16 protein-coding genes are annotated in these 20,722 nt (G+C 71.6%); 5 read left to right on the top strand and 11 right to left on the bottom strand.

Annotated elements, in window-relative coordinates:
• Window positions 1-81: 81 nt before the first annotated feature.
• The 10 genes from AB0D04_RS20305 to AB0D04_RS20260 all read right to left on the bottom strand — a co-directional run bounded on the left by AB0D04_RS20305 (window position 82) and on the right by AB0D04_RS20260 (window position 13,217).
• Entirely contained in the window at window positions 82-1,623 is a 1,542-nt protein-coding gene (locus AB0D04_RS20305; protein ID WP_362704980.1) for an AMP-binding protein, read from the bottom strand.
• 260 nt (window positions 1,624-1,883) lie between these two features.
• Complete coding sequence (gene dmpI, locus AB0D04_RS20300) at window positions 1,884-2,066, bottom strand: 4-oxalocrotonate tautomerase DmpI (protein ID WP_362704977.1); 183 nt, start codon at window positions 2,064-2,066, stop codon at window positions 1,884-1,886.
• Window positions 2,067-2,293: 227 nt separating this feature from the next.
• Entirely contained in the window at window positions 2,294-3,229 is a 936-nt protein-coding gene (locus AB0D04_RS20295) for a LysR family transcriptional regulator (protein ID WP_362704974.1), read from the bottom strand.
• A 302-nt stretch (window positions 3,230-3,531) separates the two neighbouring features.
• Window positions 3,532-4,776, bottom strand: a complete 1,245-nt coding sequence (locus AB0D04_RS20290) for a GNAT family N-acetyltransferase (RefSeq protein ID WP_362705013.1) — start codon at window positions 4,774-4,776, stop codon at window positions 3,532-3,534.
• A 114-nt stretch (window positions 4,777-4,890) separates the two neighbouring features.
• Window positions 4,891-6,075, bottom strand: a complete 1,185-nt coding sequence (locus tag AB0D04_RS20285) for a winged helix DNA-binding domain-containing protein (RefSeq protein ID WP_362704972.1) — start codon at window positions 6,073-6,075, stop codon at window positions 4,891-4,893.
• A 275-nt stretch (window positions 6,076-6,350) separates the two neighbouring features.
• Window positions 6,351-7,547, bottom strand: coding sequence for an XdhC/CoxI family protein (locus tag AB0D04_RS20280; protein ID WP_362705010.1), 1,197 nt, complete (start codon window positions 7,545-7,547; stop codon window positions 6,351-6,353).
• Window positions 7,548-7,631: 84 nt separating this feature from the next.
• Window positions 7,632-9,077 carry an NCS2 family permease gene (locus AB0D04_RS20275; RefSeq protein ID WP_362704970.1) on the bottom strand — a complete coding sequence of 482 codons (1,446 nt, stop codon included), beginning with the start codon at window positions 9,075-9,077 and terminating at the stop codon, window positions 7,632-7,634.
• A 269-nt stretch (window positions 9,078-9,346) separates the two neighbouring features.
• Window positions 9,347-11,734, bottom strand: a complete 2,388-nt coding sequence (locus tag AB0D04_RS20270; RefSeq protein ID WP_362704968.1) for a molybdopterin cofactor-binding domain-containing protein — start codon at window positions 11,732-11,734, stop codon at window positions 9,347-9,349.
• Window positions 11,735-11,739: 5 nt separating this feature from the next.
• Entirely contained in the window at window positions 11,740-12,339 is a 600-nt protein-coding gene (locus tag AB0D04_RS20265) for a (2Fe-2S)-binding protein (protein ID WP_362704967.1), read from the bottom strand.
• The gene (locus AB0D04_RS20260; RefSeq protein WP_362704964.1) at window positions 12,330-13,217 is read right to left on the bottom strand and encodes a xanthine dehydrogenase family protein subunit M; all 888 of its coding nucleotides are present in this window, start codon (window positions 13,215-13,217) and stop codon (window positions 12,330-12,332) included. Before AB0D04_RS20260 ends, AB0D04_RS20265 begins: the two co-directional genes overlap by 10 nt.
• A 263-nt stretch (window positions 13,218-13,480) precedes the next feature.
• Between AB0D04_RS20260 and AB0D04_RS20255 the strand changes: the two genes are divergently transcribed.
• The 3 genes from AB0D04_RS20255 (at window position 13,481) to AB0D04_RS20245 (ending at window position 17,654) form a co-directional block, all read left to right on the top strand.
• The gene (locus tag AB0D04_RS20255; RefSeq protein ID WP_362704961.1) at window positions 13,481-15,145 is read left to right on the top strand and encodes a PucR family transcriptional regulator ligand-binding domain-containing protein; all 1,665 of its coding nucleotides are present in this window, start codon (window positions 13,481-13,483) and stop codon (window positions 15,143-15,145) included.
• Between the two features lie 434 nt (window positions 15,146-15,579).
• Window positions 15,580-16,485 (top strand): hypothetical protein, encoded by a 906-nt coding sequence (locus AB0D04_RS20250; RefSeq protein WP_362704958.1) that lies wholly within the window; start codon window positions 15,580-15,582, stop codon window positions 16,483-16,485.
• 293 nt (window positions 16,486-16,778) lie between these two features.
• Window positions 16,779-17,654, top strand: coding sequence for a hypothetical protein (locus AB0D04_RS20245; protein WP_362704955.1), 876 nt, complete (start codon window positions 16,779-16,781; stop codon window positions 17,652-17,654).
• Between the two features lie 18 nt (window positions 17,655-17,672).
• Here AB0D04_RS20245 and AB0D04_RS20240 read toward each other — a convergent pair whose 3' ends face one another.
• On the bottom strand, window positions 17,673-18,401 hold the full coding sequence (locus tag AB0D04_RS20240) for a GntR family transcriptional regulator (protein WP_362704952.1): 729 nt from the start codon (window positions 18,399-18,401) through the stop codon (window positions 17,673-17,675).
• A gap of 141 nt (window positions 18,402-18,542) precedes the next feature.
• Between AB0D04_RS20240 and AB0D04_RS20235 the strand changes: the two genes are divergently transcribed.
• The gene (locus tag AB0D04_RS20235; protein WP_362704950.1) at window positions 18,543-19,382 is read left to right on the top strand and encodes a (2Fe-2S)-binding protein; all 840 of its coding nucleotides are present in this window, start codon (window positions 18,543-18,545) and stop codon (window positions 19,380-19,382) included.
• A 241-nt stretch (window positions 19,383-19,623) separates the two neighbouring features.
• Window positions 19,624-20,712 (top strand): DUF2637 domain-containing protein, encoded by a 1,089-nt coding sequence (locus AB0D04_RS20230; RefSeq protein ID WP_362704947.1) that lies wholly within the window; start codon window positions 19,624-19,626, stop codon window positions 20,710-20,712.
• The last annotated feature ends 10 nt before the right edge of the window (window positions 20,713-20,722 follow it).

Below are 20,722 nucleotides of genomic sequence, written 5' to 3'. Positions count from 1 at the left end.
ATCCCCGTCCGACTTCTCGTGAGGCACCCGCCGGATATCCCCGGCGGGTGCCCGCAAGCGGCCTCGCGTACGGGGCCGCGGTCAGTTGACTCCCCGGTCGAGGTCGGACCAGTACGGCCGGCGGAGCTTGAACTTCTGGATCTTGCCGGTGGCCGTGCGGGGGATGGCGTCGCGGAACTCGACGGACGTGGGTGCCTTGTAGCCCGCCATGCGCTGCTTGCAGTGGGCGATGATGTCGGACTCCAGCGCCGTGGCTCCCTCGGCGAGGACCACAAGGGCCTTGACCGTCTCGCCCCACTTCTCGTGCGGCACCCCGATGACGGCGACCTCGGCGACCGCCGGGTGACTGAAGATCGTGTCCTCCACCTCGATCGACGACACGTTCTCGCCCCCGGTGATGATCACGTCCTTCTTCCGGTCCGAGATCGTCAAGTGGCCGTCTGCGTCATCGATGGTGCCGCCGTCGCCCGTGTGGAACCAGCCTTCCTCAAGGGCCTCCGATGTCTCCTCCGGCTTGTCCCAGTAGCCGTCGAGCACCGTGTTCGAGCGGGCCAGGACCTCGCCGGACCCGGAGACCTTCAGCTTGACCCCGAGTGCGGGCAGCCCCGCGCGGGACAGTTTGCGCGCCCGCTCCTCGGCGGGCAGTTCCGCGTCGGCGGGCCGGGTCCGGTTGAAGGTGAGCAGCGGCGAGGTCTCGGTCAGGCCGTAGATCTGGGTGAACTCCCAGCCCAGTTCCTCTCCCACGCGCTGGATCGTCCTGCTCGGCGGCGGGGCTCCCGCGCAGACGATCCGCACGCGATCGCGTCCCGGGATCTCGCCGTCCCACTTCGCCGCCGCGTCCAGCACCGCGTTCCATACCGCGGGCGCACCGCACATGAGCGTGACGCCGTGTTCTTCGACGCGGCGGAGGATTTCCGCGCCGTCGACCTTGCGCAGCACCACCTGTTTGACGCCGAGTCCGGCCATCACGTACGGCATTCCCCAGCCGTTGCAGTGGAACATCGGCAGCGTGTGCAGGTAGACGTCGCGCTCCCACACGCGCGTGTGCAGACCGAAGGTCAGGCCGTTGACCCAGATGTTGCGGTGGGTCAGCTCTACGCCCTTGGGCCGGGCCGTTGTTCCCGACGTGTAGTTGATCGTGGCGGTGGCGTCCTCGTCCGGGTTCGACCACGGGCGCGGCTCGACGCCGAACCGCATCAGCCCGGTCTCGGTCTGCTCGCCGAGAACGAACCGGTGGCGTGCCGTGACGCCGGACAGCGCGTCATCCAGTTCCGGGTCGATGAGCAGGACCGAGGCGCCGCTCTGCTGCACCACGTATGCGACCTCTTCGGGCTTGAGTCGGAAGTTCACCGGAACGCAGATCCGGCCGCTCATCGGCACCGCGAACAGCAGCTCCAGCAGCCGCGCGGAGTTGTGGCTGGCCACCGCCACCCGTTCGCCCTCGCCGACCCCGAGCGCATCCAGCCCCGCCTGCCAGGCCCGAACGCGTTCGCCCAACCGCCCGTACGTCAACTCGGGCACCGGCGGGCCGGGCTGATACGGCTCGTCGACCACCCCCGGACTGGTGCGGAAGCCCATCTCGGCACGGTCGAGGAAGTCCGCAATCGTCATCGGTGTCCGCATCGCTCTCGTTCTCGCTCTCTCTCGCATGTGGACGCCGACGAGTGGACGCCGGCAGATGAGCGTCGGCGGATGAATGTCGGCGGATGAAGCGGCAGCAGACGGAGCGCCGGCTTCCGCAGCTTCCGCAACGGTAGCGATCAAGCGGCCAAGACGTCAGGGGCAGGTCGTCCGTTGCAACGGCTCGCTGTCGTCGGACGGGGCGCCGGTGACCGGGGCCGGGGAGGGCGGGGGCACTGCCGTAGCGCCCCCGCCCGCCCTGCCTACTTGTCAGCGGTCAGCTTGCCCGCCGCGCCCCAGCTGTCGGCGGGCACCTCCTGAATCCAGACCTGCACACTCTCGGCAGGAATCTTGTACGAGTCCACGAACGCGTCGGTGATCTGCTTGACCAGCTCCCGCTTGAGCTCGACGCTGCGCGGGCCCTGCTGGACGGTGACGATCGGCATGGCTGAACTCCCTTGTCAGTGACTGCGATGGGGATGAATCCCGTCCCGGCTCTCGGGCTTTTGGGCGCCGGCTCCGGGTGGCTCACCGGCGTGGGAACAGTCCATCGCGTACAGGCCAGGCAACCAAGAAGCGGTTCGTGCACGCTGCGATCACTGATGGAGATGGGTGGGCGGGGGCGGGAGCAGCGGTCGGGGGGGCAGCAGTGGTCGCGGTCCGGATCATCGCTCTAGCGACGTGCCGCGCATGCCTGCAGCAGCAGATCGACGCCCGCGGGCGGGGCGGTGCGCTGGACGGCGAGGGACGTGGTGAGTTCCATGCCCGGGTTGCGGAACGGAAGGTAGTCCACCCTTGGGGTGCTGAGGCGCTGGGCGTGGGCGGCGTAGACGACGGTCCACAGGGCGTCGGACGGGCCGCAGGCGCCGATTGCGGTGAGGGTGTTGTCCAGGCTGCCGGGTTGCGGGCCCGGTACGGGGGCGAAGCCGGCGTCGTGGCAGGCGGAGACGACCAGGTCGACGAGGGGACGGTTGTTGCGGCGTGCGGTCAGGACCAGGGGGACGTCCGCGAGGTCGGCGAGGGCGACGGTGCCGGGCGAGGAGGCGAGGGGGTGGCGGGCGGGGACAGCCGCCACCAAGGGGTCCTGCCACAGCGGTACGAAGGTGAGGCCCGCGCGGCCCTCCCCTCTTGCCTTGACGGCAGGAGAGGAACCCCCGTCCTCCGCATCGCCCCGTACGAACGCCGCGTCCAGTTCGCCGGCCGCGACCCGTTCGAGGCGTTCCCGGGCCGGGGCGGCGACCAGTTCGACGCGGATCTCCGGGGCGAGTTCGGCGAGCGCGTCCAGTACGCGGTCCAGGTGGGCGCCCAGGCCCGTACTCGTCCCCACCCGCAGGACCCCCGCGCGGGTGGCGGCCAGGTCCGCGACGACGGCACGGGCCCGCTCCTCGGCGGCGAGCAGCGCCCGCGCCTCGGGCAGGAACCGCTCGCCGACGGGCGTCAGCCGCACCTGGCGCGCCGACCGGTCGAACAGGTCGGCCTTCAACTCCCGCTCCAGCCGACGGACTTGCTGACTGACCGCCGACTGCACAATGTGCAGCCGGTCCGCCGCCCGCCCGAAGTGCAGCTCCTGCGCGACCATGACGAAATACCGCACCTGCCTGAGTTCCATGCCCTCCCCCGTCCTGGTCGGTTCCCGGTGGATTCTCGCTTGGTTCCGCTTGCTTGCTTCCGCTGGGTTCGCTTGGTTCCGCGTGATGTCCGATGGCGCGGCGTCCGCCACCCGGACATCATCTTCCCAAGCCGGCTGCCGCTTCGTCGTCGTGCCTGGTGAACGGCGGCCGGGCCGGCTCTCGTGGCCCACCCGGACGACGGGCCACTCCCGCGGCGCGCTCGACGACAACAAGGCCGACCGCCCCGAACCCCGCAGCCGGGCGCCGCTCAGTGGTCACCGCCGATGGGCGCAGGCACCGCTCAGTCGTCATCCCCCGTGGCCGGCAGCCACTCCGTCTCCAGGGCCGCGTCCAGGCGACGGGCCGCGCCGGGGGTGTGTTCGGTGGCCAGGCCGGCGCGCACGAGGTCCCGTAGCCGGGTGCCGCCCAGGTAGCAGGCGGCCAGCTCCCGTGCGTCCAGGGTGATGTCGGGTGCGGAGGTGGTGGGTGTGCAGTGGGCGCCGTCCGGGGTGGCGGTCAGGTGGAGGCGGCCCGCGTTGGCGGGGAGTTCGGTGTCCCGGACGTCGAGGACGAGGTCGACGGGGGCCGCCCAGGAGCGGGCCGTGAGGGCGGCGGGGACATCGACCAGGCGGAGCCAGAGGCAGGGGACGGTGCCGGTGATGCGTACCCGGTCGCGGTCGGCGGCCAGGTGGAACAGGGGGTCGTCGGCCGGGCGGGCGCCGGCCCGGACCGTTGTCGTCAGGTCTATGCCGGCGAGGTAGGACCACAGCGCGGCGGCGGCCGGTGCGTCGTCCGCCTCCAGTTCGCGTACGGAGACCGCGCCGGGCGCCCCGCTGCCCTCCTGGAAGCCGCGGGTGCGGTAGACGGCGTAGCCGCCGGGGGTCTCGCCCGGGGCGCCGAGCACCACGACCCGCGGGGCGCCGAATCCCTCAGCGGCGTCGTCGTCGGCGTCCAGGGCCAGGACCGAGGTGCGCCACCGGCGCTCGTCGCGGCGGAACCGTCCGGCGCGGCGGGCGCGGCTGGCTTCGTAGAGGGGGTCGAGCACGGCGGGCGCGTCGGCCGGGTCGATCAGGCGCAGCGGGCGGGGGTCGGGGGCGATGCGGAGGTCGAGGGGGCGGGTGGCGTCGATCTCGATGCGGTCGGCCTCGGTGGCGGACGCGAAGCCGTAGCGGCCGTAGATGGCGCTCTCCGAGGCCCAGAGGCTGGCCAGCGGCTGTCCGGCGGCGGCGCAGCGGCTCCAGAAGGCGCCGATCATCGCGGTGAGCAGTCCGCGCCGCCGGTGGGTGGGGGCGACGGAAACGAAGTCGAGGACGGCGCAGGGGAGTTCGCCGCCGGGGAGGGAGAGGGTGAAGGGGTGCGCTGCCACCAGCCCGACCAGTTGGTCATCCTCGTACGCGCCGATCCTGGTGCATTTCGCGAGCAGGGCGCGATGGTATGCACGGGTCTTGGCCGGGGGCTTGAGGTGGTGGGCGAGGTAGGTCAGGTCGAGGGCCTGGTCGAGGTGGGACTCGGGGATGTCCCGGATATCGGTGGTGGGGGGCTCCACCGCGGTCGCGCTCGTGGTCGTGCCGGTCGTCGCGGTCGTCGTGGTCGTGGTCGTGGTCACCGGGGGACGCTAACTTGGCCGGCTCCCACCGGCATCTGTATTTCCGGCGGAGCGCTACGACGCCGCCCCCGCCGGGCGCCCGGCGACCTGCCCGTAGCGGATGTCGTACGCGGCCTCCGGCGCCGTCATCCGCAGCACCCCGCTCGCCTCCTCCTCGACCGCCGTGCGCTCGGCGCGGGTGAGCGGGGCGAACGGCTCGACGGTCAACTGGGCGGTACCGGAGCCCAGTTGGATGCTCCACAGACCGCGGATGGTGCCGTCGAGGAGGAGGGCGCGGTAGGCGGTGTTACGTGCCCAGGTGCGGCCCTGGTGTTCGGGGGCGATGATCCGGGTGCGGTCGGCGTGCGAGAGGGCGACGTTGTCGAACTCGGGGAGGAAGCGGACGGGGGCCTCGGTGTCGCGGTCGGGGCGGGGCGCGTCGGGCAGGTCGAAGAGTTCGGTGCCGTTCTCGTCGCGGAAGGTGCGCAGGCGGGGGCGCAGCGGGTCGACGACCTCGCGGAGCCGGGTCAGGCCACACCAGGTCTGCATGTCTTTTACGGAGGCCGGGCCGAAGGCCGCCAGGTAGCGGAGGAGGACGGCCGGGAGAGAGTCCTGCACATCCGGGGCCGGATCCTGGCAGCCGGGGCCGTCGACGGCGCCCTCCCCCAGCCAGGCCTCCAGGGTGGTGTGCGCGGCCTGCCCGCTGCGGCCCCACAGGGCGCGCGGAGTGACCTGCACCAGCGGCAACAGCTGACGGGCCGCCATCGACAGCGGCCAACGCTCGTGTTCCGGCCACTGTTCCTGGAGCCGCTCCCCCAGCTCCTTGAACGTCATCGGCCGTTCCTCGACGAGCGTATGGGCCGCCTCGGCGAGCCGGTCGAGGTCGACGCCGGCCAGCTGTTTGCCGAAGCTGCCGCGCAGGCCGCGGTCGTGCACCGGGCGGGTGAGCGGCCGCAGCAGCCGGGCGTCGCGGGCGCTGAGCAGGTGGAGGGTGGAGCGCATCGCGGAGATCCGTACGGCCTGCCGGGTCTCCAGGAGTGCGGACAGCTCCTGCGGGCGGAAGCCGGCGAGGCGGGCGGCGAGCGCATAGTAGGGCGGGCGCGGCGACTGGGCCTGGAGTCCGAGGAGCCGCTCCACGGCTTCCAGTGCGGTCAACTCGGCCCGTTCCAGGAGGAGTTGACGGGCCAGGGTGGCGCGTCCGAGGGCGCGGGCGGTGAGGAGTGGAGCGGCGGCGGGTGCGGTGGTGGATCGCTGCGTCATGCGGCGAGAGTAGGGGGCGTTGCGGACAGGTTCGGTCCGCAACAGCAGCGATGGCGTTCACCCCGGAGAACCGGAGAACCGGAGAGCCAGAGAGCCGGACAGCCGGACAGCCGGACAGCCAAATGGTGCGGGCGCGGTCCCCATCGGGTTCCGCGCCCGCACCCGGGCGGCCGTGCGTGCCGCCCGCCTTCAGGACCGGCGGTTTCAGGGTCCGCCGGCCCCGTAGGAACAGATGCCCTTACAGCCCCTACAGCCCCTACAGCCCGTGCCGCCCCCTACGCCACCGACCCGATCCGCCCGACCGTCCGGGCCGCCGCGTCGTGGTGGATGGGCGTATGGGCGCCGGTCAGCGGGGTGCCGGTGCCGCCGCGGCGGTTGGCGACGATTTCGGCGGCGATGGACAGGGCGGTCTCTTCGGGGGTGCGGGCGCCGAGGTCGAGGCCGATGGGCGAGCGCAGCCTGTTGAGTTCGAGTTCGGTCAGGCCGACGTCGCGCAGGCGCTGCTGGCGGTCGAGGTGGGTGCGGCGCGAGCCCATGGCGCCGACGTAGGCGACCGGGAGCTTGAGCGCGCGCTCCAGCAGGGGGACGTCGAACTTGGCGTCATGGGTCAGCACGCACAGGACCGTACGCGAGTCCAGCTCCTGGGAGTCGAGGTAGCGGTGCGGCCAGTCGACGACGATCTCGTCGGCGTCCGGGAAACGGGTTTTGGTGGCGAAGACGGGGCGTGCGTCGCAGACGGTGACGTGGTAGTTGAGGAATTTGCCGACCCGGACGAGCGCGGAGGCGAAGTCGATGGCGCCGAAGACGATCATGCGGGGGGCGGGGACGGAGGATTCGACGAGGAGGACGACGGGCCGGCCGCACTGCGAGCCGTCGGCGCCGATCTCCATCGTCGTCGTACGTCCGGCGTCCAGCAGGGCGCGGGTCTCCTCGACGGCCGTACGGTCGAGGGCCGGGTGGCCGCCCAGGGTGCCGGTGTGGCTGCCGTCGGGGCGGACGAGCAGGGCGCGGCCGACCAGTTCGGCCGGGCCCTCGATGATCCGCGCGACAGCCGCCGCCTCCCCAAAGGCAGCGGCGGCCAGCGCGGCGGCGAGCGTCTCGGCAGTGCTGTCCACCGGGGCGCCGGCGGATCCGCTGTCGGCGGCGGATCCACGGCCGCTCGTCCGTACCGGGGTGACGAGGATGTCGATGATCCCGCCGCAGGTCAGGCCCACGGCGAAGGCATCCTCGTCGCTGTAGCCGAAGCGTTCGAGGACCGGCTCACCGGTCTCCAGCGCCTCCTGGCACAGCTCGTAGACCGCGCCCTCCACGCATCCGCCGGAGACCGACCCGATCGCCGTGCCGTCGGTGTCGACGGCAAGGGCGGCTCCGGGCTGCCGGGGCGCGCTTCCGTTGGTGGCCACCACGGTGGCCACCGCGAAATCGCGTCCCTGCTCGACCCACCGGTTCAACTCTTCGGCGATGTCCAGCATGTCCAGCTCCTTGTCTGCGGTTGCGCGAAGGGCCACTGCGGTCCTTCGCCCGGGCTCGGTGCCCGGCGCGGGTCAGGGTGTCCCCTAATGCCCGACGTCGATAAAGGCGAAGTTGAAGATGAACACCGCCGTGAGGATCCACATCAGTGGTCCGGGCTCGCGCCACTTGCCCTGCGCGAGCTTGATCGCGCAGTACGAGATGACGCCGGCGGCGACGCCGTTGACGATCGAGTACGTGAACGGCATCAGGACCACGGTCAGGAAGACCGGGATCGCGATGGAGCGGTCCTTCCAGTCCACATGCCGGGCGTTCTGCATCATCATCGAGCCGATGACGACCAGCGCGGCGGATGCGACCTGGGCGGGCACGATCTCGGCGAGCGGGGTGAAGAGCAGCGCCGCGCCGAAGAGCAGACCGGTGACGGTGGCCGACAGGCCCGTACGGGCGCCCTCGCCGACACCGCTGGCGGACTCGATGAAGACGGTCTGGCCGGAGGAGCCGGAGATGCCGCCGATCGCGCCGCCCGCACCGTCGATGAGCAGGGCCTTGTTCAGACCGGGCATCCGGCCGAGGTTGTCGGCGAGCTTGGCCTCCTGGCCGACGGCGATGATGGTGGCCATCGCGTCGAAGAATCCGGCCAGGACGAGGGTGAAGACGACCATGCTGACGGTGGCGGCGCCCAGTTCGGCGAAGCCACCGAACTCGACCTTGCCGAGCAGGCCGAAGTCGGGCTGGGACGTGACGCTGTCGGGGAGCTTGGGGGTGGAAAGACCCCACTGCTTGGCGCCCAGCCCGAAGATCGGGGTGACGACGAGCGAGAAGACGGTACCGATGGCGATACCGATCAGGATCGCACCGGGGATGTTGCGGGCCAGCAGCATGAAGATGGCGATCACGGTGATGCAGAAGGCCAGCACCGGCCAGCCGGCGAGGTGACCGCCGACGCCGAGGGTGACCGGCGCGCCGGGATTGCCGATACCGACGAATCCGGCCTTCACCAGGCCGATCATGGTGACGAACAGTCCGATGCCGATGGTGATGGCGTGCTTGAGGCCCATCGGGATGGCGTTCATGATCTTCTCGCGCAGCCCGCTGACCACCAGGAGCATGATCACGGCGCCGTAGATCACGCACATGCCCATGGCCTGCGGCCAGGTCATCTCCTTGATCACCTGGGTGCCGATCACACCGGACACGCTCAGGCCCGCGGCGAGCGCGAGCGGGACCTTCCCGACCATGCCCATCACCAGGGTGGTCAGCGCGGCCGCGGCCGCGGTGGCCGTGATCACCATGGCGGGGGCGAGCGAGTTGCCCGCCGCATCCTTGCCGCTGAGCAGGACGGGGTTGAGCAGCAGGATGTACGCCATCGCCATGAAGGTGGTGATGCCGCCGCGGAGTTCCCTGCCGAGGGTGGAACCGCGTTCGGATATGTGGAAGTACCGGTCGAGCCAGGAGCGGCCGGCGGGCGGACGCGAGCCGGTGCCCGCGTCTTCCGCCGCCGTCTGCGGCTCAGTGGACTGCTGGGTCATGGTGCCTTACTCCCAAGGTTCACAGGGACACTCGCATCGGATGCGAGATTTGGGATGGATCTGAGGCTGCACGACCCGGGGGACGGCCCGAGACGAACGTGGGGTACTGGCCCGGTGGGGGAACCGGACAGCGACTGCGTAGCGCGGGGTGATGCGGGGTGATGCGGGGTTGAGCTGGGATCCGGGCGGTACGCGGAGGAGGACGGACAGGGACACCCCTGGTCACGCACCGCCCGGAACCGAGGTCTGGGGGTCGCCCCCCAGACGGATCAGGTACCGGTGAGATGCTCGGGGCGTACCGGCGTCTTGTTGAGCTCCAGCCCGGTCGCGTTCCGGATCGCCGCGAGGACGGCCGGAGTGGACGACAGGGTCGGGGCCTCGCCGATGCCCCGCAGCCCGTAGGGGGCCGCTTCGTCGGCGAGTTCGAGCACATCGACCGGGATGGTCGGGGTGTCGAGGATCGTGGGGATCAGGTAGTCCGTGAAGGAGGGGTTGCGCACCTTCGCGGTCTTGGGGTCGACGATGATCTCTTCCATGACCGCCACGCCCAGGCCCTGGGTGGTACCACCCTGGATCTGGCCGACGACGGACAGCGGGTTGAGCGCCTTGCCGACGTCCTGGGCGACGGCCAGCTCGATGACCTTGACCAGGCCGAGCTCGGTGTCCACCTCCACGACCGCGCGGTGGGCCGCGAAGGAGTACTGGACGTGGCCGTTGCCCTGGCCGGTGACCAGGTCGAACGCCTCGGTGGGCCGGTGCCGGAACTCCAGCTCCAGGTCGACCGCCTCGCCCTCCAGGACGTCCGCGATCTCGGCCAGGACCTCGCCGCCGTCGGTGACGACCTTGCCGCCCTCCAGCAGCAGCTCGGCGGTGGCCCACGCGGGGTGGTACGTGCCGAACTTGCGGCGGCCGATCTCCAGGACCTTCTCGCGGACGTTCTCGCAGGTGTTCTTCACCGCGCCGCCGGTCATGTAGGTCTGCCGGGAGGCGGAGGTGGAGCCGGCCGAGCCGACCTGGGTGTCGGCGGGGTGGATGGTGACCTGCTCGACGCCCAGCTCGGTGCGGGCGATCTGGGCGTGCACGGTGATGCCGCCCTGGCCGACCTCCGCCATCGCGGTGTGGACGGTGGCGACCGGCTCGCCGTTGATGACCTCCATCCGCACCCGGGCGGTGGAGTAGTCGTCGAAGCCCTCGGAGAAGCCGACGTTCTTGATGCCGACGGCGTAGCCGATACCGCGGACCACGCCCTCGCCGTGGGTGGTGTTGGACAGACCGCCGGGCAGGGCGCGGACGTCCGCGCCCTCGCCGGCCGCCAGCCACTGCTGCTCCGGGGGAAGCGGCATCGCCTTGATGCGGCGCAGGATTTCGGCGACCGGGGCCGGGGAGTCGACCGGCTGCCCGGTCGGCATGATCGTGCCCTGCTCCATGGCGTTGAGCTGCCGGAAGGCGACCGGGTCCATGCCCAGCTTCTTGGCGAGCTTGTCCATCTGCGCCTCGTAGGCGAAGCACGCCTGGACCGCGCCGAAGCCGCGCATCGCGCCGCAGGGCGGGTTGTTGGAGTAGAGCGCGACGGCCTCGATCTCGACGTCGTCGACGACGTACGGGCCGACCGCCAGGGACGAGGCGTTGCCGACGACGGCCGGGGAGGCGGAGGCGTAGGCGCCGCCGTCCAGCACGATGCGGCACTTCAGGTGTGTGAGCTTGCCGTCCTTGGTGGCGCCGTGCTCGTACCAGAGCTTCGCCGGGTGCCGGTGGACGTGCCCGAAGAAGGACTCGAAGCGGTTGTAGACGATCTTGACGGGCTTGCCGGTGCGCAGCGCCAGGAGGCTGGCGTGGATCTGCATCGAGATGTCTTCGCGGCCGCCGAACGCGCCGCCGACGCCGGAGAGCGTCATGCGCACCTTCTCCTCGGGCAGACCGAGGACCGGGGCGATCTGCTTGAGGTCGGAGTGCAGCCACTGGGTGGCGACGTACAGGTCGACGCCGCCGTCCTCGCCGGGCACCGCCAGGCCGGACTCCGGGCCGAGGAAGGCCTGGTCCTGCATGCCGAAGACATACTCGCCGGAGACGATGACATCGGCCTTCTTGGCGGCCTCGTCGGCGTTGCCGCGGATGATCGGCTGACGGTGGACGATGTTCGGGTGCGGTACGTGGCCCGAGTGGTGGTCGTCGCGGCCCTCGTGGATCAGCGGCGCGCCCTCGGCGGTCGCGGAGGCCTCGTCGGTGACGACCGGCAGCTCGACGTACTCGATCTTGATCTTGGCGGCGGCGCGGCGCGCGGTCTCCGGGTGATCGGCGGCGACGAGCGCGACCGGCTCACCGTGGTGACGCACCTTGCCGTGCGCGAGAACCGGCGTGTCCTGGATCTCCAGGCCGTAGTTCTTCACCTCGGTGGGCAGGTCGTCGTAGGTCAGGACCGAGTAGACACCGGAGGTCGCCAGCGCCTCGGAGATGTCGATCGACTTGATCTCGGCGTGCGCGACGGTGGAGCGGAGCGTGTGGCCCCACAGCATGTCCTCGTGCCACATGTCCGAGGAGTAGGCGAATTCACCGGTCACCTTGAGGGTGCCGTCGGGGCGGAGCGTGGACGCGCCGATTCCGGCGTCGGTCTTGCCGCCCTGGGTGAGATTGGTGGGTGTACGAGTGGCACCAGCCATCGTGATCAGGCCCCCTGTCCGGCGGTCTGGGATGCGCCGCGGGCGGCCGCCAGCCGGACCGCGTCGAGGATCTTCTCGTAGCCCGTGCAGCGGCACAGGTTGCCCGACAGCGCCTCACGGATGTCGCCGTCCGACGGGGAGTCGTTGCGCTCCAGCAGCTCGTCCGCGGCGACCAGCAGGCCCGGGGTGCAGAAACCGCACTGGACCGCGCCGGCGTCGATGAACGCCTGCTGGATCGGGGAGAGGTCGGTGTTCTCGCCGGTCTGCGAGTCGGCGGGCTTGGCCTGCCACTGCTTGGCGGCGTCCACGCTGGTGCCGCAGGCACCGGAGGCACAGCCGCCGTGCTCGGCGCGCTGCTTGGCGAAGTCCGCCAGGCCCTCGACGGTGACGACCTCGCGGCCCTCGACCTGGCCGGCGGCGACGAGGCAGGAACAGACCGGCACGCCGTCCAGGCGGACCGTACAGGAACCGCATTCGCCCTGCTCACAGGCGTTCTTGGAACCCGGCAGGCCCATCCGCTCGCGGAGGACGTACAGCAGGCTCTCGCCTTCCCAGACATCGTCGGCCTCCTGCTGGCGGCCGTTGACGGTGAATGTCACGCGCACTGTGCGCTCCTCTCGTTTCCGCGGTAGGACTCCCAGGTCCAGCCGAGGGTGCGGCGCGCCATGATTCCCACCGCGTGCCGGCGGTACTTGGCGCTGCCGCGCACATCGTCGATCGGGTTGCAGGCGCCGGAGGCGAGCTGCGCGAACTGCTTGGCGACGGACGGCGGGATCGGGGCACCCGACTCCCAGAAGCCGCCGTCCTCCAGCGCCGCGGCGAGGAAGACCTCGGCCTCCTTGGCGCGTACCGGGGTCGGCGCGGCCGAGCCGATGCCGGTGCGGACCGTACGGGTCTCGGGGTGCAGCGCGATACCGAACGCGCAGACGGCGATGACCATGGCGTTACGGGTGCCGACCTTGGAGAACTGCTGCGGGCCGTCGGCCTTGGGCAGATGCACCGAACGGATCAGCTCGTCGGCCTGCAGGGCGTTGCGCTTGACGCCGAGGTAGAACTCGTCGATGGGAATCATCCGACGGCCGCGGACCGACTCGACCTCGACCTCGCAGCCGGAGGCGAGCAGCGCGGGGTGCGCGTCGCCGGCAGGGGAGGCGCAGCCGAGGTTGCCGCCGACGCCGCCGCGGTTGCGGATCTGCGGGGAGGCGACAGTGTGCGACGCCAGGGCCAGGCCCGGGAGTTCGGCCCGCAGATTCTCCATGATCTTGGTGTAGGGAACGGAGGCGCCCAGTCGTACGGTCTTCTCTCCGACCTCCCACTCGCTCAGGTCACCGATACGGTTCAGGTCGAGCAGGTACTCGGGGCGGCGGTGGTCGAAGTTGATCTCGACCATCACGTCCGTGCCGCCCGCGATGGGCACAGCGGTCGGGTGCTCTGCCTTAGCGGCGAGCGCCTCCTCCCAGCTGGCGGGGCGAAGGAAGTCCATGGGTGGCCTCTTCTACGAAATCGGGTCGTTCGCTGCTCATGGTGAGGACCCTGGGCCCTCTTCGCCACGGAGCTTGTTCACGTCTTGTTAACGCGGTTGGGCCAAGTGAACGCTCACTGCACCCACCCGGTGCAGTCACCGAAACCATGAAGCGGTTGGCTGGCCAAGCCACCTGTCTTGTAGATTCGAACGAAAGACGAGGCTCAGAAACCTCGCGGCATTCCACCGGCCACACAAGACAGCAAAGAACGGCGGGCGAGGTCATGCGGCTCCGCGCACTCCTGGAAACCGACACTCTGGGCCTTCGGCTGCTCGGAAACGAGGACGAGCTGGACCGAACGGTACGGGGTGTGATGACGACCGACCTCCGCGACCCCAGCCGATATCTCTCCGGCGGTGAGCTGGTACTGACCGGCCTCGCCTGGCGCCGCGAGCCGGAGGACTCCGAACGGTTCGTACGGATCCTGGCCTCCGCCGGGGTCGCCGGGCTCGCGGCCGGCGAGGCGGAACTCGGCGCGGTCCCCGACGATCTCGTACAGGCCTGTACGCGGCACCGGCTGCCGCTGTTCTCGGTCGTCGAGGACGTGTCGTTCGCCTCCATCACCGAGTACGTCGTGCGCCAGGTCTCCAGCGAGCGGGCCGGTGACCTGGCCGCCGTGGTGGACCGCCACCGGCGCCTGATGACGTCCGGGCCCGCGGGCGGCGGTCCGGAGGTCGTCCTGGACCTGCTGGGCTCGGATCTCGATCTGCGGGCCTGGGTGCTCTCCCCCACCGGCCGCCAGATCGCCGGATCGACGCTGGCGGACTCCGGCCCGGAGCTGCCCGGCGTAATCGGCGCCCGGCTCGCCGGCGAGCACCTGGCCGCCTCCCGCAGCGGCCGCCGCGGCCCGCACCGGGTCACCCTCGCCGGCGTGACGTACTCCCTCTTCCCGATCCGCTACGACGGCCGTGACCTGCGCGAAACGGTGCTCTCGGACTGGCTGCTGGCCGTCGAGGCGGACGCCGGCGACTGGTCCGACGAGCGGCTGGATCTGCTCAACGGCGTCACCCAGCTGATCGCCGTGGAACGCGACCGGCGCGACGCCGCCCGTACGGTGCGCCGACGCCTCGCCCAGGAGGTCCTGGAACTCGTCCAGACCGGCGCCCCGCCCGCCGAGATCGCGGCCCGGCTGCGGGTCGCCGCGCCGGTGCTGCTGCCGGGCCTGGGCAGCGCCCCGCACTGGCAGATCGTGGTGGCCCGGGTCGAGTGGGCCAGCGGCGAGGTCCCCGGCGGGCCGGTGGCGCAGGCGCTGCTGGAGGAGGTGCTGGTCGATCCCGGTACGTTCGGGCCCGAACCGTCGGACCGGATCGCGGTCGCGCACACCGGCGACGAGGCGGTGGCGCTGGTGCCGCTGCCCGCGACGCCGGACGAGTCGGGGGAGACCACCGTCACCGGGCTGCACGCCGATGACCTGCTCACCGTCGTCCAGGAGCCGCTCGGCCGGGGCCTGGCGGACGACGGCCGGCTCACCATCGGTGTCAGCGCCGCCGTGCATTCCGCCGAGGGCCTGCGCGGCGCGCTGGAGGAGGCCCGGCACGCCCGCCGGGTCGCCGCCGCCCGCAACGGCCGGGTCTGCGCCGCCGGGCACGAGGAGCTGGCCTCGCACGTCCTGCTGCTGCCGTTCGTCCCGGACGACGTCCGCCGCGCCTTCACCGCCCGCCTCCTGGACCCGCTGCGCGACTACGACCGCCGCCACCGCGCCGAGCTGATCCCCACGCTGGAGGCGTTCCTGGACTGCGACGGCTCCTGGACCCGCTGCGCCACCCGCCTCCACCTGCACGTCAACACCCTCCGCTACCGGGTCGGCCGCATCGAGCAGCTGACCGGCCGCGATCTGTCGCGCCTCGAGGACAAGCTCGACTTCTTCCTCGCGCTGCGGATGAGCTGAGCGCGCCCGGCGCTGCGGATGAGCTGAGCGCGCCTGCCAGTACGGATGAGCTGAGCGCGCCGCGTGTCACCGCGTCGCGAAGCGACTCGTTCCGGGGTGGTGGCGGGCGACGGGCGGGCGGATCCCGTCGCCCCGCGGCGGGATCCGCCGCTTTTGGGGGCGGCCGGGCGCCGCGGAGCACTCTTCGGGTGAACGCACCGCGCTACGCCATTCGGGGTACCTCGTTCGGGCGTCATGGCGTCAACGGCGTTCCGGCGCGCGGCAGCCGCGCTGATCTGCCGCGCCGCCGATCAGGGCCGCCGTACAGGTCCCGGCCAACCTTTCGGCGATTGTGAAATCATTCACCTACCCCCTTGGCCGCGCCACGGAATTCGTGCTGAGATTCGCCCACTGCATCCGACTTCCAGCTCAATGGCGCGCTCGGGGAGGGCAATGTGGCGGATACCGCCATGCCAGGGTCCGCGGAATCCGCGGATTCCGTTTCGTCCGCAGAACCGGAATCCTCATCGGTTCCTGAATCCACAGCGGTACCGGCCGTCGCACCACTGGTGCCGGCTGTCGCACCACTCGTACCGGCCGCCAGACCGGGCGCGGACGACGACGATCCCCTGGACCGCGCCGTATGGCGGCTGCGCTCCCGCGGCTGCTGGGACGACGCGGCCGCGCTGCTGGAGCCGCACGCCGTCCGGCACGCCTGTGCCGCACTGCGCCGCGCCGCGCTCCTCGTGGAGCGCTGCATGTTCACCGCCACCGGGTGGGCCGCCGCGGAGGACGCCCTGCGCAGCGCCGAGGCGCTCGCGGCCGACGACGACGAGCGGGGCGGCGCGGCCTGCGAGCGCGGGCATCTCGCGTACGCGGCAACGGTGTTGGGCGTACGCGACCGGGCGGACGAGGCCCGTTCGGCGCTCGGCCGGGCCGCCGCGCTGCTGGCCCCCGCCGCGGTGGGGCGGCCGCTGCTGGACTTCCGCCGCGGGCTGATGGCCGAGCATGTCGCCGACAGCCCGGACGCGGCGCGCGCCGCCTACCGCCGCGCGCACGCCGGCGCCACCGCCCAGGGCGACTCCCTGCTGCTGTCCTTCACCTGGCGCCATCTGGCCGGGCTCGCCCTGCGCGACGGCGAGCTGGCCGAGGCCCGGCACGGTTTCGCCGAGTCGCTGCGGATCCGGGAGGAGCTGGGCTTCCTGGTCGGTACGGCGCCCGCGCTGGCCGCGCTGGCCGATGCCGCGCCGGAGGAGGACGCGCCCAGGCTGCGCGCCGAGGCGGCCCGGCTGTTCCGTCTCATGGGGGGCGTGCCCACGTGGCTCGCCGATCACCTCTCGCCGCATCCGGCGGCCACGTAGACCGGGCGGGGCGGGGCGGACGGCCGTTCGTACAGCGCGCGACCGACCGCCCCGTCAACCCCTCGTCGTCAGCCATGCGGGCTACGGCGCCGATTGGCCGAAAATGTGCGGCCACTGCGGCGGATCGGCCGGGGTGCGGTGGCTGTTCCCTTGTGCGAGGCTCGGACGCAGGTGCCGCACCGCTGCCTCATGCGCCCCGAGAATGGCCGCAAGTCGCAGTGCGAGGCGGCAGCTGGGCCTGAATGCTGTTGCGGGACCAGCACCCTTTGGCCGAGCCTTTCAGGAGGCCCACTGTGGCAGCAGGAGTGTCCAACACCACCGCCTCAACCGACTGGGGCAAGGCGGATTTCGAGGCGATCTACAACTGCCCGGATCCGCGTAGGTACTTCACCACTCTGCAACCGCTGGACTACCAGATTCCGCATCACGGCCAGGCGGTCTTCCGCGCCGTGACCGAAGCCCTGCAGCGCCGCCGCAGCGACCGTCCGCCGCTGAGCGTCATCGACCTGTGCTGCTCATACGGGGTGAACGCCGCGCTGCTCAACCACCGGCTGTCCCTCACCGACCTCTACAGCCGCTACACCGGGCTCGCCACCCGAACCCCGGCGACGGCGCAACTCGCTCAGGAGGACCGGACATTCTTCGCCACTCGGCGCCGCCCCGAGGCGGCGCGGGTGATCGGCCTCGACTCGGCGGAAGCGGCCGTCGAGTACGCCGAGTCGGCCGGGCTCCTCGACCGCGGCTTCTCGGAGAACCTGGAACTCGTCGACCCCAGTGAAGAGTTTCGGCAGTCGCTGGCCGGCATCGACCTGATCACCGTCACGGGCGGCGTCGGCTATATCTCCGAGCGCACCTACGCCCGCCTCCTCGACTGCATGTCCTCGCCGCCCTGGGTCGCCTCCTTCGTGCTCCGCACGGTCCCCTACGAACAGATCTCCGCGCTGCTCGCCCGCGCCGGGCTGGTGACGGAGAAGCTCACCACCCGGACCTTCCGCCAGCGCCGGTTCGCCGACGGCGACGAGCGGCGGGCGACGTTCGCCGCGCTGGCCGCGCGCGGGCTGTCCACCGTCGGCAAGGAGGCCGACGGCTTCTACCACGCCGAGCTGTACCTCTCCCGGCCCGCCGCCGATGCCGCGGCGCTGCCGCTGGCGGAGCTGCTGCCCGGCTGAGCCGGCAGGCCCGGCCGGTCAGTGCGGGTGCCGCGTACCCGACAGATGCCCGCGGGCGATGCGCTCGGCGACCCCGTACTCCTGGGCGATCAGTGCGTCCAGCAGCGCCGTGTGCTCGGAGGCGTCCGCCAGCAGCTCGGCGGTGCGCAGCCGGGAGCCGCCGGCCGGCCACTGGGTGCCGCGCAGCAGGTCATCGGTGACCTGGGTCAGCCGGCGGTTTCCGGTGAGTGAGATCAGCGCATGGTGGAAGGCCCGGTCCGCCTCGGCGTAACCGACCCGGTCGCCGTGTGCGGCGGCGCTCACCCCGGCGTCGGCGAGCGGACGCAGCTCCTCCCAGCGCTCCGGCGGCAGCGCCCTGGCCAGCCGGATGATCGCGGGGACCTCGAGCATGGCGCGCACCTCGGCCAGCTCGGCCAGGTCGCGGGAGCTGCGTTCGCAGACCCGGAAACCGCGGTTGGGCACGACCTCGACGGCGCCCTCGCCCGCGAGCTGCTGCATCGCCTCGCGGACCGGGGTCGCGGAGACGCCGTAGCGCCCGGCGAGCACCGGCGCGGAGTAGACCTCGCCCGGCGCCAGCTCCCCGCCGACCAGCGCCTCGCGCAGTGCGGTGAGCACCTGGCCGCGTACGGAGTGGCGCTGCGGCCGGGCCAGCTGCCGGGGCACGGTCGGCTGCGGCACGGCGGAACCGGCGTGCGCGGGCACCCACGCGCGTGCGCGCTGCTCCTGTTCCGCTGTGCCCTGCTCCATGGTGCTTCCCCAAGAATGTGACTGACGGGTTTCCAGCACCATAGGCGCCCGCGGCGCCAGTTCACACCTCAGCGGGCCTGGGTAGGCTCTTCCGATAAGGTAAGCCTTACCTGCTAACGATCGTGATTCGGTGGTCTCCCGATGACGTCAGCCCCCGCCGCCCCGCCGCTCACGCAGCCCGTCGCCGCTGCGTATGCCCGGCTTTTCGAGGTCTTCCCCGGCCTGCGGGTGACCGAGTGGGACGCGGCACCGCCGAGCGGTGACGGCTGGGTGTGTGCGGCCGGTCTCGCGGCCGGCGGTGAGACCCTCGACACGCTCCTCGCCTGGGACGACGCGCAGACCGTCCGGGACTACGGACAGCGCGCCCGCCCCGACGTCATCGCCGGCTTCGCGCTGCACCGCTACGCCTGGCCCGCCTGTCTGCTGATCACTGTCCCCTGGTTCCTGCACCGCCGGGTGCCCCGGCTGCCCGTACAGGACGTCGCCTTCCATCGGGAGCTGGGCCGGATGGCCGTACGGGTCCGCTCGTTCGCGTGCCTTCCCGGCGATCCCGCGGCGGAGCTGTCCGGCGCCCGGGTCGTACCGGACGAGGAGGCGCTGCGCGCCGAGGTACGGGCGGCGGTGGCAGAGCATCTGGAGCCCGTACTGCACGGCTTCCGCGGCCGGATGCGGCGCGGCCCGCGGGCGCTGTGGGGCATGGCGTCCGACGAGATCGTCGAGGGCCTGTGGTATCTCGGGCACCTGCTGGGCGAGGAGCCGCGTGCGGTCGCCGAGCTGGAGAGGCTGCTGCCCGGGGCCACCGCTCCGTACGTCGGCAGCGCGGCCTTCCGTACGCTCACCGGCCCGGACGGCGAGCAGCTGCCCACCCGCGACCGCGCCAGCTGCTGCATGTTCTACACGCTGCGCCCCGACGACACCTGCGTCACCTGCCCCCGCACCTGCGACGCGGAGCGCATCACGCGTCTCACCGCAACCGCCTGACCCACTCTCCATCCGTACAGGGCATCGAAATCGAACTCATGTCACCCTCCCGACAGGAAAGTTCGATGTCCTGTCACACATCTGCCACTCCCGGCACCCCCTTGGCGTTCTCTTGCCTCGAAACCCTCTGGGGGAACGACGAATTCCGCCAGGATGCCTCGCGAAACCGCGTGCTCACGGCACCCCGCGTCCATGGGACGCGCGCACGGCACTCACCGCATTCAAGGCAAGGAATTCCACCATGAGAATGACCGACATATCGCTGGATTGGCTGATTCCGACGGTTCTGCTGATCGCCGGCGGCATCACGGTCGTCGCCCTGATCCTGCGCGACAAACGGGCGGCCGCCCGGTCCGCCGATGTCTCGTGGGAGCGCAGCGAGGAGCGCCGCCGCCGCAAGGAGGCCGTGTTCGCCTCGGCCTCGTATCTGCTGCTCTTCTGCTGCGCGGCGGTCGCCGCCGCGCTGTCCTTCCACGGCCTGGTCGGCTTCGGCGTCCAGAACCTGGGCCTCTACGGAGGCTGGGAGTACCTGGTGCCCTTCGGGCTCGACGGCGCCGCGATGTTCTGCTCCGTACTGGCGGTGCGCGAGGCCAGCCACGGCGATGCGGCGCTCGGCTCCCGGCTGCTGGTGTGGACGTTCGCGGGCGCCGCGGCCTGGTTCAACTGGGTGCATGCGCCCCGCGGGATCGACCATGCGGGCGCGCCGCAGTTCTTCGCCGGGATGTCGCTGTCGGCGGCGGTCCTCTTCGACCGGGCGCTGAAACAGACCCGCCGGGCGGCGCTGCGCGAACAGGGCCTGGTGCCCCGTCCGCTGCCGCAGATCCGGGTCGTCCGCTGGCTGCGGGCCCCCCGCGAGACCTTCGCCGCTTGGTCGCTGATGCTGCTGGAGGGCGTACGGACCCTGGACGAGGCGGTCGAGGAGGTACGGGAGGACCGCCGGCAGACGGAGCAGAGCCGACTGCGCCGGCGCGAGCAGGTCAAGCTCGACCGGGCGCGGCTCAAGGCCATCAACCGTCAGCACCGCTCGTGGGGCATCGGCAGGGGAGGCGGCCGGCTGACCGTCACCCACGCCACCGCGGCGCCGACGGATATGGCCGACCGGGACTCCGCCATATCCAGCGACTATCCGGAGCCGTTGCCCACATCAGATTCGCCGGTGCGCTCCCGCCCGGCCCTCAAGGCCGTGACCGGCACTGATCCCGGTGCCACCGCCGTCGCCGCCGAGCTACGACGGACGGTGGACCTCACCGCCGAGGACGACACCCAGACGCTGCCCCGTCTGGATTCTCTGGAGGAGAAACTCGCGGCGATCGAGCAACGATTCGCCTGACAGGTGGCGG

Source organism: Streptomyces sp. NPDC048483 (genome assembly GCF_040651455.1).
Taxonomy (GTDB): domain Bacteria; phylum Actinomycetota; class Actinomycetes; order Streptomycetales; family Streptomycetaceae; genus Streptomyces.
The sequence above is the reverse complement of the archived record's forward strand: the minus strand, read 5'-3'. Positions and strand labels throughout refer to the sequence as shown.

Bases quoted from the DNA above. Each gene is read 5' to 3' on its own strand.
- AB0D04_RS20305 (WP_362704980.1), bottom strand. From the start codon at position 1,623: ATGCGGACACCGATGACGATTGCGGACTTCCTCGACCGTGCCGAGATG.
- dmpI (WP_362704977.1), bottom strand. From the start codon at position 2,066: ATGCCGATCGTCACCGTCCAGCAGGGCCCGCGCAGCGTCGAGCTCAAG.
- AB0D04_RS20295 (WP_362704974.1), bottom strand. From the start codon at position 3,229: ATGGAACTCAGGCAGGTGCGGTATTTCGTCATGGTCGCGCAGGAGCTG.
- AB0D04_RS20285 (WP_362704972.1), bottom strand. From the start codon at position 6,075: ATGACGCAGCGATCCACCACCGCACCCGCCGCCGCTCCACTCCTCACC.
- AB0D04_RS20280 (WP_362705010.1), bottom strand. From the start codon at position 7,547: ATGCTGGACATCGCCGAAGAGTTGAACCGGTGGGTCGAGCAGGGACGC.
- AB0D04_RS20275 (WP_362704970.1), bottom strand. From the start codon at position 9,077: ATGACCCAGCAGTCCACTGAGCCGCAGACGGCGGCGGAAGACGCGGGC.
- AB0D04_RS20270 (WP_362704968.1), bottom strand. From the start codon at position 11,734: ATGGCTGGTGCCACTCGTACACCCACCAATCTCACCCAGGGCGGCAAG.
- AB0D04_RS20260 (WP_362704964.1), bottom strand. From the start codon at position 13,217: ATGGACTTCCTTCGCCCCGCCAGCTGGGAGGAGGCGCTCGCCGCTAAG.
- AB0D04_RS20255 (WP_362704961.1), top strand. From the start codon at position 13,481: ATGCGGCTCCGCGCACTCCTGGAAACCGACACTCTGGGCCTTCGGCTG.
- AB0D04_RS20240 (WP_362704952.1), bottom strand. From the start codon at position 18,401: ATGGAGCAGGGCACAGCGGAACAGGAGCAGCGCGCACGCGCGTGGGTG.
- AB0D04_RS20235 (WP_362704950.1), top strand. From the start codon at position 18,543: ATGACGTCAGCCCCCGCCGCCCCGCCGCTCACGCAGCCCGTCGCCGCT.
- AB0D04_RS20230 (WP_362704947.1), top strand. From the start codon at position 19,624: ATGAGAATGACCGACATATCGCTGGATTGGCTGATTCCGACGGTTCTG.